The organism is Microbispora sp. H10670 (assembly GCF_014161385.1).
Taxonomy (GTDB): Bacteria; Actinomycetota; Actinomycetes; order Streptosporangiales; family Streptosporangiaceae; genus Microbispora; species Microbispora triticiradicis.
Window position 1 is genome coordinate 1 of the sequence record NZ_JABBWW010000010.1, and the last position, 13,728, is coordinate 13,728.

A 13,728-nucleotide genomic window follows, 5' to 3' on the forward strand; every position below is an offset into this window, starting at 1 on the left:
TCCGCGCGCTCAACCACATCGGCTACGACGGCCCGATCTCCATCGAGTGGGAGGACGCGGGCATGGACCGGCTGCACGGCGCACCCGAGTCCCTCGCCTACATCCGCGCACTCAACGCCATCACCCCGCCCGACGCGGCCTTCGACGCCGCCTTCTCCTCCGAGAGCTGATCCCGCCTCTGCTCTCTCCAACAGGGCCGGGCGGCGCCTTCGCCGCCCGGCCCTGCCGTGCTCAGACGGTCCGGCGGGGTGGGAGCAGGGCGTTGACGCGGTCGGAGCCGGGCCAGACGTAGGGAAGGTCGTCGGGCTCGCCGGGGAACAACGGGCCGTAGAACCCGGGATCCTTGCGCAGCAGGGCGGAGCGGTGGCTGAGGTGGAGGGCGGGATCGCCCAGCCACGGCGGAAGCTCGCCCGCCTCGGCGAGGGCCACCTGGGTGCGGGGCGTCTCGATGCCGCGGCAGCCGAGCAGCTCCCTGGTCATCGTCCCGGCGCAGGTGTCGGCCCGGCCCATGTCGCACCACGCCGCGACGATCTCCAGGCCGTAGCGGACCAGCGCCTCCTCGTACCCGGCCCACATGTGCGCGACGGGATGGTGCCGCCAGCCGTACCCCGGGACGGTGAGCGTACGCAGGACCTGCAGCGCCTCGACCCGCTGCTTGCCCAGGCGGAGCGGGTCGAGCACGCGCGCGGAGGCGGTGAAGTCCGGATACGGCAGGAACGTCTGCATGTCGCCGTCCGGGTACCCGCGACCGCCGGAGATATCCGGCCGGGCAGGGAGATCTCCGGTGGTCAGGGGTGGTCCTGCCGTGTGCTCAGTCGAACAGCACGATCTGCCGGAGCACCTCGCCGCCGCGCAGCGCGGCGACCGCCTCGTTCAGGTCGCCGATCCTGATCCGCGAGCTGATCATGCTGTCGAGGTCGAGCCTGCCCGCCTTGTAGAGGTTCACGAAGCGGGGGAAGTCCCTGCGGACGTCGGCGCCGCCGTACAGCGAGCTGAGGATGTTCTTGCCCTCGAACAACAGGCTGAAGGCGTTCAGCGGCACCTGGTCGTCCACGGCGCCCGCGCCGACGACGATGACGTCACCGCCGCGCCTGGTCGCCCGCCAGGCCGTCATGATGGCCGCCGACCTGCCGACCGCCTCGAAGCCGTGGTCGAAGCCCTGACCGCCGGTCAGGGCGCCGATCGCGTCCGTGACCTGGTCGGGGGTGCAGGCGTGGGTGGCCCCCACCTTCAGGGCGAGCGCGTGCTTGGACTCCAGCGGGTCGATCGCGAGGATCGTGGTCGCGCCGGAGATCCGGGCTCCTTGGATCACCGACAGCCCGACGCCGCCGCAGCCGACCACCGCCACGGTCGCCCCCGGGCGGACCTTCGCCGTGTTGAGCACGGCGCCGACGCCAGTGGTGACGCCGCAGCCGATCAGCGCCGCCACCTCGTACGGCACGTCGGGGTCGACCGCGATCGCGCCCTGCCAGGGCACGACGATCTCCTCGGCCCAGGTGCCGCACCCGGCCATCCCGAACGCGGGGGTGCCACCGCCGAAGCGGAAGCGCGGCTCGGTGAAGCCCTTCATCATGTAGGTCATGCACAGGTTCGGCTGACCCGCCCGGCAACTCGGGCAGTCGCCGCAGGCGGGCGTCCAGTTGACGATGACGTGGTCCCCCGGGCTGACGGTGGTGACGCCGTCGCCCACCTCGACCACCTCGCCCGCGCCCTCGTGACCGGGGACGATCGGCAGGGGCTGAGGGAGCACGCCGGTCAGCACCGACAGGTCGGAGTGGCACACGCCGGTCGCCCGTACGCGCACGCGCACCTCGCCCGGGCCCACCGGCGTGACCGTGATGTCGTCGCGGATGTCCAGCCTGTCGTCGCCGACCGCGTGCAGGATCGCGCCGCGCATGGTCACGGGCCTGGTCACGGGCGTCGTCACTCGTCCACGAGGGACAGCGCGGCCTTCGGACAGGACCGGACCGCGTGGCGGACCCGGTCGAGCAGTTCGGCGGGCGGCTCGGGCGTCAGCACCCAGAGGTTGTCCTGGTCGTCGACCTCGAAGACCTCCGGAGCCAGACCCATGCAGACGGCGTTGGCCTCGCACGCCTCGTAATCCACAACGATCTTCACGACGCGTCCTCCTCATCGGGGGCCCGGGTAGGGTGCCCGTCATGGTAACTCCGATGCCCCTTCCGCTGCGCCGTGCCGCCGAGAAGGCGCGCGGCTTCATGCCGCCCGCCGAGGGCGAGGCGCTGTACGAGACCGCCGCGACGTACGGCCTGCGGGGGCCGGTCTGCGAGATCGGCACGTACTGCGGCAAGTCGGCGATCTACCTGGGCGCCGGGGCGCGGCAGGCGGGGACGGTGGTCTTCACCGTGGACCATCACCGGGGGTCGGAGGAGATCCAGCCCGGCTGGCCGCACCACGACCCTGATCTGGTCGACGCGAGGACCGGGCGGATGGACTCGCTGCCGTTCTTCCGCGACACGATCGCCGCCGCCGGTCTGGAGGACGAGGTGATCGCGGTGGTCGGCGACTCGGCGACGGTCGCCCGGTTCTGGGCCACGCCGCTCGCCGTGCTGTTCGTCGACGGCGGCCATTCGGAGGAGCCGGTGACCGCCGACTACGAGGGATGGGCGCCGCACGTCATGCCGGGCGGCGCGCTCGTCTTCCACGACATCTATCCCGATCCCGCCGACGGCGGGCAGGCGCCGTACCACGTCTATCTGCGCGCGCTGGAGTCGGGCGCCTTCAAGGAGGTGCGGGTCACCGGGTCGCTGCGTGTGCTGGAGAAGAGCTGATCAGGCGCGGGCGCGTTCGCAGCCGCACTCGCCGGTGATGCGGGCCTCCCGGCCGCCGGCGTCGCGGAAGATCCCCGAGCCGGGGGTCGCGCGGGCGAGCGCGTCGGCGGCGAGCACCACCGCGGCCGCCGTGTAGCCCGACCGCTCGTCGGGGAAGTGCCGCTCGTTCACGAACTGCCACCCGGTCCAGTAGGCCCCGTCCTCGTGGCGCAGGTGCTGCATGTCCGCGAACACCGTCAGCGCGCGGTCCCGCAGCCCGGCGGAGTCGAGCGCGAGCACCAGCTCGCACGACTCCGCGCCGGTCACCCACGGCTGGTCGGAGACGCAGCGCGCCCCGAGGCCGGGTTCCACGAAGGTGTCCCATTCCAGGTCGAACCGGCGGACGGCGTCAACCCCGCGTACGGCGCCGCCGAGCACGGGGTAGTACCAGTCCATCGAGAACCGGCTCTTGTCGGCGAACGCCTCGGGGTGGTGGGCGACGACGTGGCCGAGCCGGTCGGCGGCGAGCTCCCAGTCGGGCTGCGGGTCGCCCAGCCGTTCGGCGAGCAGCGCCCCGCAGCGCAGGCCCTGGTGGATCGACGAGCACCCGGTGAGCAGGGCGTAGTCCGCCGGTCGGCCCTCGGCGTCGCGCTGCCAGAGGATCTCGCCCCGCGTGGTCTGCAGCCCCATGACGAAGCCGAGGGCCCGGACGACCGCCGGCCACATGGCGCGGGCGAAGTCCTCGTCGCCGGTCACCAGCAGGTCGTGCCAGACCCCCACCGCGATGTACGCCGCGTGGTTGGACTCGCCGGCGGCCTCGGCGGGCCGCCCGTCCCGGATCCTCATGGGCCAGGAGCCGTCCGGGCGCTGGTGCCGTACGAGCCAGTCGTAGCCCTTGCGGGCCTCGTCGCGCAGCCCGGCCACGGTCAGCGCCATCAGGCACTCGATGTGGTTCCAGGCGTCGATGTGGCCCTCGGGCCAGGGCACCCCGCCCTCGTCGTCCTGGATCGCGGCGATGCTCTCGGCCGTACGGAGGACCTGGTCTGCGGTGATGATCCCGGGAACGTGCGGCACCCGCCTCATGCGGGCTTCCGGACGTAGACGACCACGCTCTTGCCGATCAGGGGGTTGAGCACGGCCTCGGCCAGCCGGGTGGCGAGGGGGCGCTTCATGATGTCCCAGACGAGAAGCTCGTGGTACGCCTTGGCCAGCGGATGCTCGTCGTTCTTCACCCCCACCGCGCACTTGATCCACCAGTACGGCGTGTGCAGCCCGTGCGCGTGGTGGTGGCCGCCGACCTCCAGGCCCGAGGCCTTCAGCTTCGCCTGGAGCTCCGCCAGCGTATAAATCCGGATATGTCCGCCGGGGGTGGTGTGGTAGTCCTCCGACAGCGCCCAGCAGACGCGCTCGGGGAGGAAGCTCGGGACCGTGATCGCGGCCCGGCCGCCCGGCTTGAGCACGCGTACGATCTCCCGCATCGCGGCCATGTCGTCGGGGATGTGCTCCAGCACCTCGGCGGCGATCACGCGGTCGAAGGAGGCGTCGGGGAACGGCATGTCGAGGGCGTCGCCGACGACGGTGTCGCCGGTCGCGCCCGCCGGCACCTCGCCCTCCTTGTCCATGGCCGCGAACATGGCCGCCACGCTCTCCATCTCGGCGGCGTCCATGTCGAAGGCGACCACGTCGGCGCCGCGGCGCAGCACCTCGAAGGCGTGCCGGCCACCACCGGCCCCGAGGTCGAGGACGCGGTCACCCGGTCCGACCGGCAGCCGGGCGAAGTCGACGGTCAGCACTCGGTGCCTGCCTTTCGTGGGGTCGTGCTACCTGGGGCTGTGCTTCCTGGGCGGTGCTTCCTGAGCTGTGCTTCGCCGGGGCCGGGGAGTCACCGCGAGGGGGTGTGCGCGGCGATGGCCTCGTGGTAGGCCTCGACGGTGCGCCGGGCGACGACCGGCCACGCGTAGCGCTCCATCACGCGGTCGTAGCCGCGGCGGCCGTACTCCTCGCGCTCGCGCGGGGAGTCGAGCAGGCGGCGCAGCACGGCCGCGAGCTCCTCCGGGTCGCCCGGCGGCACCTGGATCGCCGCGTCGCCGACCACCTCGGGCAGGGCGCCCGTACGCGAGGCGACCAGCGGGGTGCCGCACGCCATGTGCTCGACGGCCGGCAGCGAGAAGCCCTCGTACAGGGAGGGGACCACCGCCACCTCGGAGGTGGCGATCAGCTCGGCCAGCTCCTCGTCCGGGATGCCGTGCACGAACCGCACGCGGTCGTGCAGCGACAGCTCGCCGACCAGCTGTTCGGTGGGCCCGCCGGGGGTGGGCCTGCTCACCACGGTCAGGTTGACCTCCCGCTCGGTGGCGAGCTTGGCCACGGCCCGCAGCAGCGTCGCGACGCCCTTCATCGGGGAGTCGGCGCTGGCCACGGCCACGATCGAGTTCTCCCGCTTCGGCAGTTCCGGCCGAGGGTGGAAGAACCGCGTGTCGACGCCGAGGGGGATCAGCCGCATGTTCGACTGCGGCACGTTGAAGTCGCGGTGGATGTCGGCGAGCGACGACTCGCTGACGGTCAGGATCGGGCTGAGCCGGGGGGCGACGACGCTCTGCATGCGGACGAACCCGTACCAGCGGCGCATCGACAGCCGCTTCCACCCCTTGGCGGCCTTGAGTTCGATCCGCCGGTCGACGCTGATGGGGTGATGGATGGTGCCCACCACCGGCACCAGCTTCTGGATGCCGAGCAGGCCGTACCCCAGCGTCTGGTTGTCCTGGACGACGTCGAAGTCGTCCCGCCGCCTCCTGAGCTCGCGGAAGGCGCGCAGGCTGAACGTCAGCGGCTCGGGGAACCCGGCCGTCCACATGGTGGCGACCTCCAGCGCGTCGATCCAGTCGCGGTACTCCGCGAGCTTCGGTGTGCGGAACGGGTCCTCGTCGCGGTAGAGGTCCAGGCTGGGGACCTTGTTGAGGATCACGCCCTCGTCCAGCTCCGGGTACGGCTGGCCGGAGAAGACCTCGACGTGGTGGCCCAGGGCGACGAGCTCACGGCTGATGTGGCGCAGGTACACCCCCTGGCCGCCGCAGGTGGGCTTGCTGCGATAGGACAGCAGCGCGACTCGCAGCCTCTCCGCCAAGAGGCACCCCTTTCCAGTCGTGCCCCCGTGGGGCTGCTGCCAGGAACACTACCATTTGACCTTATCCGGGGTGCTGTGAGGTGGAAGTGGTCCTCGCTCGACCCTCACCCTCCCCGACCTGGGGTGTTAGGTTACCCGAACGGGATTCGGTGTAACGCGTTCTACTATCGGCCAGGTGGGTGAGGTCGGGCAGGGCGGTACATTCGCCTCTCATAGGCCGAGTTGGATGGTATGAGGAGGATCCGTTGGCCAGGCGTGCGCTGATCACCGGCATCACCGGTCAGGACGGCTCCTATCTCGCCGAGCACCTGCTGCGCGAGGGATACGAGGTCTGGGGGCTGGTCCGCGGCCAGGCGAACCCGCGCGTGCCGCGCGTGCGCCGCCTCCTGCAGGACGTGCGGCTCGTACGGGGCGACCTGCTCGACCAGGGATCGCTCATCTCGGCGGTCGAGAAGGCGCAGCCGGACGAGGTCTACAACCTGGGGGCCATCTCGTTCGTGCCGATGTCGTGGGAGCAGGCCGAGCTCACCGGGGAGGTGACCGGCATGGGCGTGCTCCGGGTGCTGGAGGCCATCCGCGTCTGCTCCGGGATCACCGCCGCGCGCCGCTCGCCCGCGGGACAGATCCGCTTCTACCAGGCGTCGTCCTCGGAGATGTTCGGTCAGGTCAGAGAGACGCCGCAGACCGAGCGCACCCCCTTCCACCCCAGGTCGCCGTACGGCGTGGCCAAGGCGTACGGGCACTTCCTCACGCAGAACTACCGCGAGTCGTACGGGATGTTCGCGGTGTCGGGGATCCTGTTCAACCACGAGTCGCCCCGGCGCGGGGCGGAGTTCGTCACCCGCAAGGTCTCGCTCGGCGTGGCGAGGATCAAGCTCGGCATGGCGTCGGAGCTGCGCCTCGGCAACCTGGAGGCACGCCGCGACTGGGGCTTCGCGGGCGACTTCGTCCGGGCCATGCACCTGATGCTGTCGGCCGCCGAGCCCGAGGACTACGTCATCGGCACCGGGCGTACGCATTCGGTGCGCGAACTGGTCGAGGCCGCCTTCGGCGCCGCCGGGCTGGACTGGGAGCGGCACGTCGTCTGCGACTCCTCCCTGCACCGGCCGGCGGAGGTCGACCTGCTGTGCGCGGACCCGAAGAAGGCCCGCACCCAGCTGGGCTGGGAGCCGACGGTGTCGTTCGAGGACCTCGTGGCGATGATGGTCGAGGCCGACCTGCGCCTCCTCGCCGACGGCCGCGATCCCGAGCAGGACAATCCCTCCTGGCCGTGACCGTCCCGCCGGGGCGGCGCGTTTCTGTCGGTGCGCTCTGGTACGACGGACACATGGGTGTGAGCGTCGAGGAGTTCCTGGGCATGCTGGACCGGCTGCCCGAGGTGCGGCAGAGCGAGGGAGGCGACTGGGTCTCCTTCAAGGTGCGTGACAAGGGTTTCGGCTACCTGTGGGAGCGGACCCGGACGGTCGGCCTCAAGGCCACGATCGAGGAGCAGATCGCGCTGGTGGCCGAGCGTCCCGAGGTGTTCGAGCCGCAGTTCACCGCCGGGCGGTTCGGCTGGGTCGTCGTCCGCCTGGACGGGATCGATCCGGACGAGCTGTTCGAGCTGGTCACCGAGGCGTGGTGCCTGACCGCGCCCAAGGCCCTCGTCGAGGCATTCGAATGACGTCCCGTTGAACTGGAACTCGTTCTAGCCCAATTCCCGGCGTGGCTGCGGGGGTGATTCCGGGAGCGGGCGGTGAATTCTAGAAACCGGCGAGCAGTCGCTCGGCGGCGAGTTCGATCCGGTGCTGGATCTGCTCGTAGGTTCGCCGTCCGCGCAGCATCTCCAGCAGCTCCTGCACCCACACCCCCACCAGGGACCCGGTGAGAGCGAGCTGGTCGTCGGGAGGAAGATCCGCGGTGCGGCCGCCGGCGGCGACGCGCAGCACCAGGCTCGCCATCCGGTCGCCGAACGGCGCCTCGACCTCCGCGATGATCAGGGAGCGGATCAGCGCGTCGGCCAGTTCCGGCTCGCGCATCAGCCCCCGGGTCGCCCGCATCAGCACGTCGGCCGCGCGGCCGGCGGGATGGGCGGCATTCGGGGGCCGCCGCTCGATGCTGGACTCCAGCAGGTCGATCTCCTCGCCGACCACCGCCACGACCAGGTCCATCTTCGAGGGGAAGTAGCGGTAGAGCGTTCCCAGCGCGACGCCCGCGCGTTCGGCCACCGTGCGCATCTGCATCGCCTCGACGCCCCCGCGGGAGGCGAGGGCCGCGGCCGCCTGCACGATCCGCCGGCGTCGCTGGTGCTGGCTCCGGGTGCGGACTCCGGGAGTGGCCGGAGCCGCATGCGCGCCCGTGCCGGACGGTGCGTCGGGACGCGGCGGCGGGACGTCGGCGACCACATGCGAAGTGCGCATGAGAACACGCTATCCGACTCCCGCGCGCTCAGACTGGTTACCCACCAGTCACAGAAACGCGGGCATTTCGCGGAATGTAATCGGTTCTACTTCACTTGTCCCGAGCGGGAAGGTCAGTGCGTGACGATCGTCGGCACGGTGAAGAAGACGACCAGCGCGATGATCAGGCAGATCAGGAAGCCGACGACCTCCCACAGCCAGTCGTAGTGCCGGTCGCTCTTCTTGCGCGGTCCCTTCCCCGCGGGCCTGACGCCGGTGGCCTCGGCGTTCCCGGCGCTACCGGCGTTCCTGGTGGTCGTCTGCTTCTTGGCTGTCTGCTTCTTGGTCGTGTGCTTCTTGGCCGGGCGCTTGCCGTCCTTCCGCGCGGGCGCGACCGGCGAGGCGGCAGGGACGGCAGCAGGGACGGCGGCGGGCGCGGCCGACGCGTCGGCCGATGCGGCTGCCGGTGTGACGGCAGGGTCCGGGACGGGGTCCAGGACGTCGGCCTTCGCCGCAGGCGCGTCGACGGCCTGCTCGCCGCCCGCCTCCGGCACACCGTTCGCCTCCGGCACACTGTTCGTCTCCGGAGCGCCGGGGGCATCGTCCTCGGGGAACGCCGCCGGATAGCCGCCGACGGGATGCCTCACCTGCTCCTCGACCCGCGGGAACTCCGGGAACTCAGCCTGCGGGAACTCCGGGAACTCCGCCTGCGGGAACCGGGTCTCCGGGAACACAGCCTCCGGGAACACGGTCTGCGGGATCGCGGTGCTCTCGGCCGGGCGGAACGCCTCAGTCGGCCCGGATGCCTCGGGCGGAGAGGCGGCCTCCGTGACAAGCCGGGAGTCCGGCCCAGCGGCCGCATCAGCGGTCACGTCAGAGGCAGGCTGAGCAGCCGGCTCGCCGGTAGGCCTGGCGGGTGCCTCGGCCGGGGCCGCGAAGGCGTCGAAGGGTTCGGCGGAGCGGAGCGTCTCGAACAGGAGCGTGTGCGCCGCCTCGAACGGCTCGGCGGGCGTGGAGGCGGTGGCCGGGCCGGGGGGTGTGAACGCGTCGAAGGACTCACCGGGCGGGAGTGAGCCGGGAGGTGCGAAGGCGTCGAAGGACTCACCGGGAGAGAGCGGGCCGGCGGGCGCGAACGCGTCGAAGTCGCGCCGTTCGCCCGGCGTCTGCCGCTGCGGATCGTCCGCGAAGACGGCGGGGGCGGGTGGCGGATCGGCGGGCCGGGCCACGCCGGGAGGGGTCGCGGGAGCGAAGGCGTCGAACGGGTCGGCCGGGCGGAAGGCGTCGAACCTGTCGGCCTCAAAGCTCCCGGCCTCGAACCTGTCGGCCTCGAACCTGTCGGCCTCGAAGCTGTCGGCCTCGAAGCTCCCGGCTTTGAACCACTCGACGGCGGACCTGTCGGTGGCGGGACCTTCGGCACCCACAGAACCGCCATGGCCTGCGTGCCCCGCCGACCTCGCCGATTCCGGGACACCGAAGCCGGGCACGGGAACACCCGACGCGGACTCCGGAAGGCCGGAGCCAGGCGGCTGCGACCCAGGCGGCTGTGACGAGGCCTGAGACTGCGACCCGGGCGGCTGTGACGAGGCCTGAGACTGCGGCCAAGACGGCGTGGACGCCTGGGACGGCGCCTGGGACAGGGCGTCGGACAGAGCCTGGGACGGGAACCGTGGGGGAGTCCGCGGCTCCACCGGCGCCGCCAACGCCTCCTGCGCCGGACTCTCCTGCGCGGACGTTCCCTGTGCCCGGCTTTCGAGTGCCCGGGTTTCGTGCGACTGGGTCTCCTGTGACCGCGGCTCCGGCCGGGTCGCGCGCTTTCTGCGCAGGCGGCCCTCGGTGAGCGAGTTGAGTAGCGCGCCGCGCAGCCGGGGCATGGGCTCGGTCGTCGCCTCGTGCTTGGCCCTGCGCCGGGGCTCCTGGGGCGTGAGGGCCTCGGTCTTGACCACGCAGGTGTTGGTCACCTGGTCGGGGTCGCTCAGCGGCAGCGGCCAGGTCGGGGTGGTCGGCCACAGCCTCTTGGTGACGAGCCCGCCGGACTGAGCCCCAGACTGTGCACCGGGCTGTGCACCGGACTCGTCCGCCACCTGCCCGGTACCGGTCGCGGCCGGGTCGCCGGGCTCCTCGTACGGCAGCGCCGCCAGCACCCGGTTCCGTACGGAGGCGGACGGATGGCGCCAGGGCAGCCGGGCCAGCACGTCGGCCACGGGGGCGACCCCGATGGCGTCGTACACCTCCGCGACGGAGGGAGGCACGAACGGCGCGGACCTCGCCGCGGCGACCGCCGTCGCCAGCGTCTGGGTGAAGCGGCGCTTCGCTCCGGCGGCGAGTTCCCCCGCGGTGTCGACGGCCACGTCGAGCACCAGCGACAGCTCCGGGGGCGTGAGGCCGCAGACCTCCGACAGCAGCAGGACCTCCCGCTGGTGCGGCCGGATGTCGCGGAACACCCGCTCGATCAGCGCGGTGGCCGGGTCGGCGACGGAGTCCACGGCGGGCAGCGCGTAGCTGACGTCCCGGCGGTAGATCTCCCGGCGGGCCAGCGCGTACAGCATGGCGCGCGAGGGCGGGTCGGCGGCGGCCGGAGCGGTGGTGAAGACGGCCACCACGGCGTCGGCCGCCGAGGCGGTCTCGCCGAGCTGGTCGTGGCAGTACGCGAACAACCCCGCGGCGTGACGCTCGAAGAGCTCGGCGATCAGCTCGCTCCTGGAGCGCTGACCGGTGAGCGGTGATGTCACGACCGGCTCCTCTGGGGTTCGTGGCTGGTCCCTACGGGAGGAACGGAGCGGAGGGACAGGAGAGGCGTGAGAGTAATCATGCCAACACATCGGCGCACCACGCATCAGGAGATGCCCTATTGATAGATATTCAGGCCCGGATCTCGCGAGTATCCTCCATAGGCTGTCGGCCGGGCCGACGAACGCGGTGGGGGCCGCCACGATTTCCGGGGCGCTGACGGGGAAGAGCGAGGGCGCCTCCTGTGTTGCCTTGATCGCACACTCTTTCGAAGGGCAGATACGGCGTGATCACATTCGAAGGTGTCACCAAGCGCTACCGGGACGGGACGGTGGCCGTGGACGACCTGAGCCTCGAGGTGCCCACAGGTGCGATCACCGTGTTCGTGGGCCCCTCCGGCTGCGGCAAGACCACCTCGCTGCGGATGATCAACCGCATGATCGACGCCACCTCCGGCCGTATCGCCCTCGACGGCCAGGACGTGCGTGAGATCGACCCGCCCACGCTCCGGCGCGGCATCGGCTACGTCATCCAGCAGGCGGGCCTGTTCCCGCACCGCAGGATCGTGGACAACGTCGCGACGGTGCCGTACCTGCTGGGCTGGAACAAGAAGAAGGCCCGCGCCCGGGCGATGGAGCTGCTCGAACTGGTCGGGCTCGACGCGGGCCTCGCGAACCGTTATCCCTTCCAGCTCTCCGGCGGCCAGCAGCAGCGGGTCGGAGTGGCCCGGGCGCTCGCGGCGGACCCGCCGGTGCTGCTGATGGACGAGCCGTTCAGCGCCGTCGACCCGGTCGTCCGGGCCAGCCTCCAGGACGAGTTGCTCCGCCTGCAGTCGGAACTGCGCAAGACGATCGTGTTCGTCACCCACGACATCGACGAGGCGGTCAAGCTCGGCGACACGGTGGCCGTCCTGCGCGTCGGCGGGCGCCTGGCCCAGATGGCGGGCCCCGCCACGCTGCTCACCGAGCCGGCCGACGACTTCGTCCGCGGGTTCCTCGGGCGCGACCGGGGCATCCGGCGGCTGTCGTTCATCTCCGCCAAGGAGGTGCGGCTCGGCCCGGCGCCGCCCGACCTCGTGACCGGCGAGGACGGCAGGCCGCTCGGCTGGCGGACCGCCGACGGCCTCGCGGCGTACGGCACCTTCGACCCCGAGACCGACTCGCTGCGGGCCGCGCTCGACGCGGCGCTGCTGTCGGCGAACGGCGTCGCGGTCGCCGTGGACGAGGAGGGCCGCGTGCGCGGGGTGGCCGGGCGGGACGCGATCGACGAGCTGCTCGCCGAGTACGCGCCGCCTGTTAAGGGCGCCGGCTCCGCCGAGGGGGCGCCCGCGTGATCGAGGAGCCCCTGGTCCGCTGGGACTGGATCGCGCGCAACTGGGACAGCGGAAGCCCTTCGGCGATCAGCACGCTGCTGGAGAACCACGTCGTGACGGCCTTCCTGCCGGTGCTGCTCGGGCTGGTGGTGGCGCTGCCGCTCGGCCTCGCCTGCGCCCGGTGGCGGTGGCTGTACCAGCCGACGGCCGCGCTGATGAACGTGACCTACTCTCTGCCCTCCCTCGTGCTGTTCTCGGTGTTCCTGTCGGTCACCGGCCTCACCCGCGCGACCGTCGTCATCCCGCTGACGTTCTTCGCCCTGGCGATCCTGATCCCCGCCGTCGTGGACGGGCTGGCCTCGGTCCCCGACCCCGTACGGCAGTCGGCCGTGGCGATGGGCTTCCGGCCCGCGCGCCGTCTGCTCCGGGTCGAGCTGCCGGTGGCGGTGCCGGTGGTCCTGGCCGGGCTGCGGGTCGCGACCGTGTCCAGCATCAGCCTGGTGAGCGTGGGCGCGCTGATCGGCCAGGGCGGGCTCGGCAACCTGTTCATCGACGGCTGGCAGCGGCAGTTCTACACGCCGATCGTGGTCGGGATCGCGCTCATCGTGCTGCTCGCGGTGCTCGCCGACGGGCTGCTCGTGCTCGCCCAGCGGCTGCTGACCCCCTGGTCCCGGGCGAGGAGCACGGCATGAACGGGAGCGGCGTGAACGGGGGCACGGCATGAACTGGCTGGCCGACTTCTTCGGCGACGCGGCGCACTGGTCCGGCCCCGACGGCATCCCGGTCCGGCTGCTGGAGCACCTGGGATACTCGGCGGCGGCCTTCCTCGTCGCGGCGCTGATCGCCGTGCCGCTCGGCATGCTCATCGGTCACACCGGCCGCGGCGCGCTGCTCGTCGTGGTCGCGGCGAACGCCGCCCGGGCCCTGCCGACGCTCGGCCTGCTCGTGCTCGTCGTGCTGCTGGCCGGGGTGGGGACCGTGCTGCCGGTGCTGGTCCCGCTGATCGTGCTGGCGGTCCCGCCCATCCTGGTGAACACGTACGAGGGACTGCGCGGGGTGGACGCCGACCTGCGCGACGCGGCGTACGGCATGGGCCTGCGCGGGCCGCAGGTGCTGTTCCGGACGCTGACGCCGGTCGCGCTGCCGCTGATCCTGCTGGGGCTGCGCCTGTCGGCCATCCAGGTCGTCTCCACCGCCACCGTGGCGGCGTTCGTCGGCCTCGGCGGGCTCGGCCGGTTCATCATCGACGGCCTGGCCACCAAGGCGTACTCCAGCGTGATCGGCGGCGCGGTCCTGGTCGCGGCCCTCGCGCTGGCCGTCCAGTTCGGCTTCCTCCTCCTCGACCGGGTGGTCGTCTCGCCGGGAGTCCGACAGACCCGCTAATCTCCGTATTATCTCCCAAAAATGAAGGGTTTTTCC

Annotated in this window: 14 protein-coding genes and 1 pseudogene; 7 read left to right on the plus strand and 8 right to left on the minus strand. The window is 71.8% G+C overall.

Going from position 1 to position 13,728, the window contains the following annotated elements:
* Window positions 1-170: pseudogene (locus tag HHX33_RS36095) on the plus strand (sugar phosphate isomerase/epimerase); the annotation flags it as partial.
* Window positions 171-231: 61 nt separating this feature from the next.
* Here HHX33_RS36095 and HHX33_RS16065 read toward each other — a convergent pair.
* From HHX33_RS16065 to HHX33_RS16075, 3 genes are all read right to left on the minus strand, one after another.
* The gene (locus HHX33_RS16065) at window positions 232-726 is read right to left on the minus strand and encodes an MSMEG_6728 family protein (protein WP_182875321.1); all 495 of its coding nucleotides are present in this window, start codon (window positions 724-726) and stop codon (window positions 232-234) included.
* An 85-nt stretch (window positions 727-811) separates the two neighbouring features.
* On the minus strand, window positions 812-1,915 hold the full coding sequence (locus HHX33_RS16070) for a Zn-dependent alcohol dehydrogenase (protein ID WP_310741401.1): 1,104 nt from the start codon (window positions 1,913-1,915) through the stop codon (window positions 812-814).
* Window positions 1,916-1,923: 8 nt separating this feature from the next.
* On the minus strand, window positions 1,924-2,118 hold the full coding sequence (locus HHX33_RS16075) for a ferredoxin (protein WP_111698898.1): 195 nt from the start codon (window positions 2,116-2,118) through the stop codon (window positions 1,924-1,926).
* Between the two features lie 41 nt (window positions 2,119-2,159).
* Between HHX33_RS16075 and HHX33_RS16080 the strand changes: the two genes are divergently transcribed.
* Window positions 2,160-2,789, plus strand: a complete 630-nt coding sequence (locus tag HHX33_RS16080; RefSeq protein ID WP_182875322.1) for a class I SAM-dependent methyltransferase — start codon at window positions 2,160-2,162, stop codon at window positions 2,787-2,789.
* On the opposite strand, the gene HHX33_RS16085 is transcribed toward HHX33_RS16080, so the two are convergent.
* The 3 genes from HHX33_RS16085 to HHX33_RS16095 form a co-directional block, all read right to left on the minus strand.
* On the minus strand, window positions 2,790-3,851 hold the full coding sequence (locus HHX33_RS16085) for a prenyltransferase (RefSeq protein ID WP_182875323.1): 1,062 nt from the start codon (window positions 3,849-3,851) through the stop codon (window positions 2,790-2,792).
* Complete coding sequence (locus HHX33_RS16090) at window positions 3,848-4,561, minus strand: class I SAM-dependent methyltransferase (protein WP_111698894.1); 714 nt, start codon at window positions 4,559-4,561, stop codon at window positions 3,848-3,850. Before HHX33_RS16090 ends, HHX33_RS16085 begins: the two co-directional genes overlap by 4 nt.
* An 89-nt stretch (window positions 4,562-4,650) precedes the next feature.
* On the minus strand, window positions 4,651-5,892 hold the full coding sequence (locus HHX33_RS16095; protein WP_182875324.1) for a glycosyltransferase family 4 protein: 1,242 nt from the start codon (window positions 5,890-5,892) through the stop codon (window positions 4,651-4,653).
* Window positions 5,893-6,137: 245 nt separating this feature from the next.
* Here HHX33_RS16095 and HHX33_RS16100 point away from each other — a divergent pair, with 245 nt between their 5' ends.
* Both HHX33_RS16100 and HHX33_RS16105 read left to right on the plus strand, forming a co-directional pair.
* Window positions 6,138-7,166, plus strand: coding sequence for a GDP-mannose 4,6-dehydratase (locus tag HHX33_RS16100; RefSeq protein ID WP_111698890.1), 1,029 nt, complete (start codon window positions 6,138-6,140; stop codon window positions 7,164-7,166).
* A 53-nt stretch (window positions 7,167-7,219) separates the two neighbouring features.
* Entirely contained in the window at window positions 7,220-7,555 is a 336-nt protein-coding gene (locus HHX33_RS16105) for an MmcQ/YjbR family DNA-binding protein (RefSeq protein WP_111698889.1), read from the plus strand.
* A 79-nt stretch (window positions 7,556-7,634) separates the two neighbouring features.
* On the opposite strand, the gene HHX33_RS16110 is transcribed toward HHX33_RS16105, so the two are convergent.
* On the minus strand, window positions 7,635-8,291 hold the full coding sequence (locus tag HHX33_RS16110; protein WP_182875325.1) for a TetR family transcriptional regulator: 657 nt from the start codon (window positions 8,289-8,291) through the stop codon (window positions 7,635-7,637).
* 113 nt (window positions 8,292-8,404) lie between these two features.
* Window positions 8,405-10,999, minus strand: coding sequence for a hypothetical protein (locus HHX33_RS16115; protein WP_182875326.1), 2,595 nt, complete (start codon window positions 10,997-10,999; stop codon window positions 8,405-8,407).
* A 284-nt stretch (window positions 11,000-11,283) separates the two neighbouring features.
* On the opposite strand from HHX33_RS16115, the gene HHX33_RS16120 reads away from it, so the two are divergent.
* The 3 genes from HHX33_RS16120 to HHX33_RS16130 are packed head-to-tail and all read left to right on the plus strand — an operon-like array spanning window position 11,284 to window position 13,692.
* Complete coding sequence (locus HHX33_RS16120; protein ID WP_182875327.1) at window positions 11,284-12,330, plus strand: ABC transporter ATP-binding protein; 1,047 nt, start codon at window positions 11,284-11,286, stop codon at window positions 12,328-12,330.
* Window positions 12,327-13,001 carry an ABC transporter permease gene (locus HHX33_RS16125; RefSeq protein ID WP_111698875.1) on the plus strand — a complete coding sequence of 225 codons (675 nt, stop codon included), beginning with the start codon at window positions 12,327-12,329 and terminating at the stop codon, window positions 12,999-13,001. The genes HHX33_RS16120 and HHX33_RS16125 overlap by 4 nt, the downstream gene beginning before the upstream one ends.
* A gap of 28 nt (window positions 13,002-13,029) precedes the next feature.
* Entirely contained in the window at window positions 13,030-13,692 is a 663-nt protein-coding gene (locus HHX33_RS16130; protein ID WP_138463169.1) for an ABC transporter permease, read from the plus strand.
* Window positions 13,693-13,728 lie beyond the last annotated feature (36 nt).

Coding starts and splice junctions, on each gene's coding strand:
- HHX33_RS16065 (WP_182875321.1), bottom strand. CDS start 726: ATGCAGACGTTCCTGCCGTATCCGGACTTCACCGCCTCCGCGCGCGTG.
- HHX33_RS16080 (WP_182875322.1), top strand. CDS start 2,160: ATGGTAACTCCGATGCCCCTTCCGCTGCGCCGTGCCGCCGAGAAGGCG.
- HHX33_RS16085 (WP_182875323.1), bottom strand. CDS start 3,851: ATGAGGCGGGTGCCGCACGTTCCCGGGATCATCACCGCAGACCAGGTC.
- HHX33_RS16105 (WP_111698889.1), top strand. CDS start 7,220: ATGGGTGTGAGCGTCGAGGAGTTCCTGGGCATGCTGGACCGGCTGCCC.
- HHX33_RS16110 (WP_182875325.1), bottom strand. CDS start 8,291: ATGCGCACTTCGCATGTGGTCGCCGACGTCCCGCCGCCGCGTCCCGAC.
- HHX33_RS16130 (WP_138463169.1), top strand. CDS start 13,030: ATGAACTGGCTGGCCGACTTCTTCGGCGACGCGGCGCACTGGTCCGGC.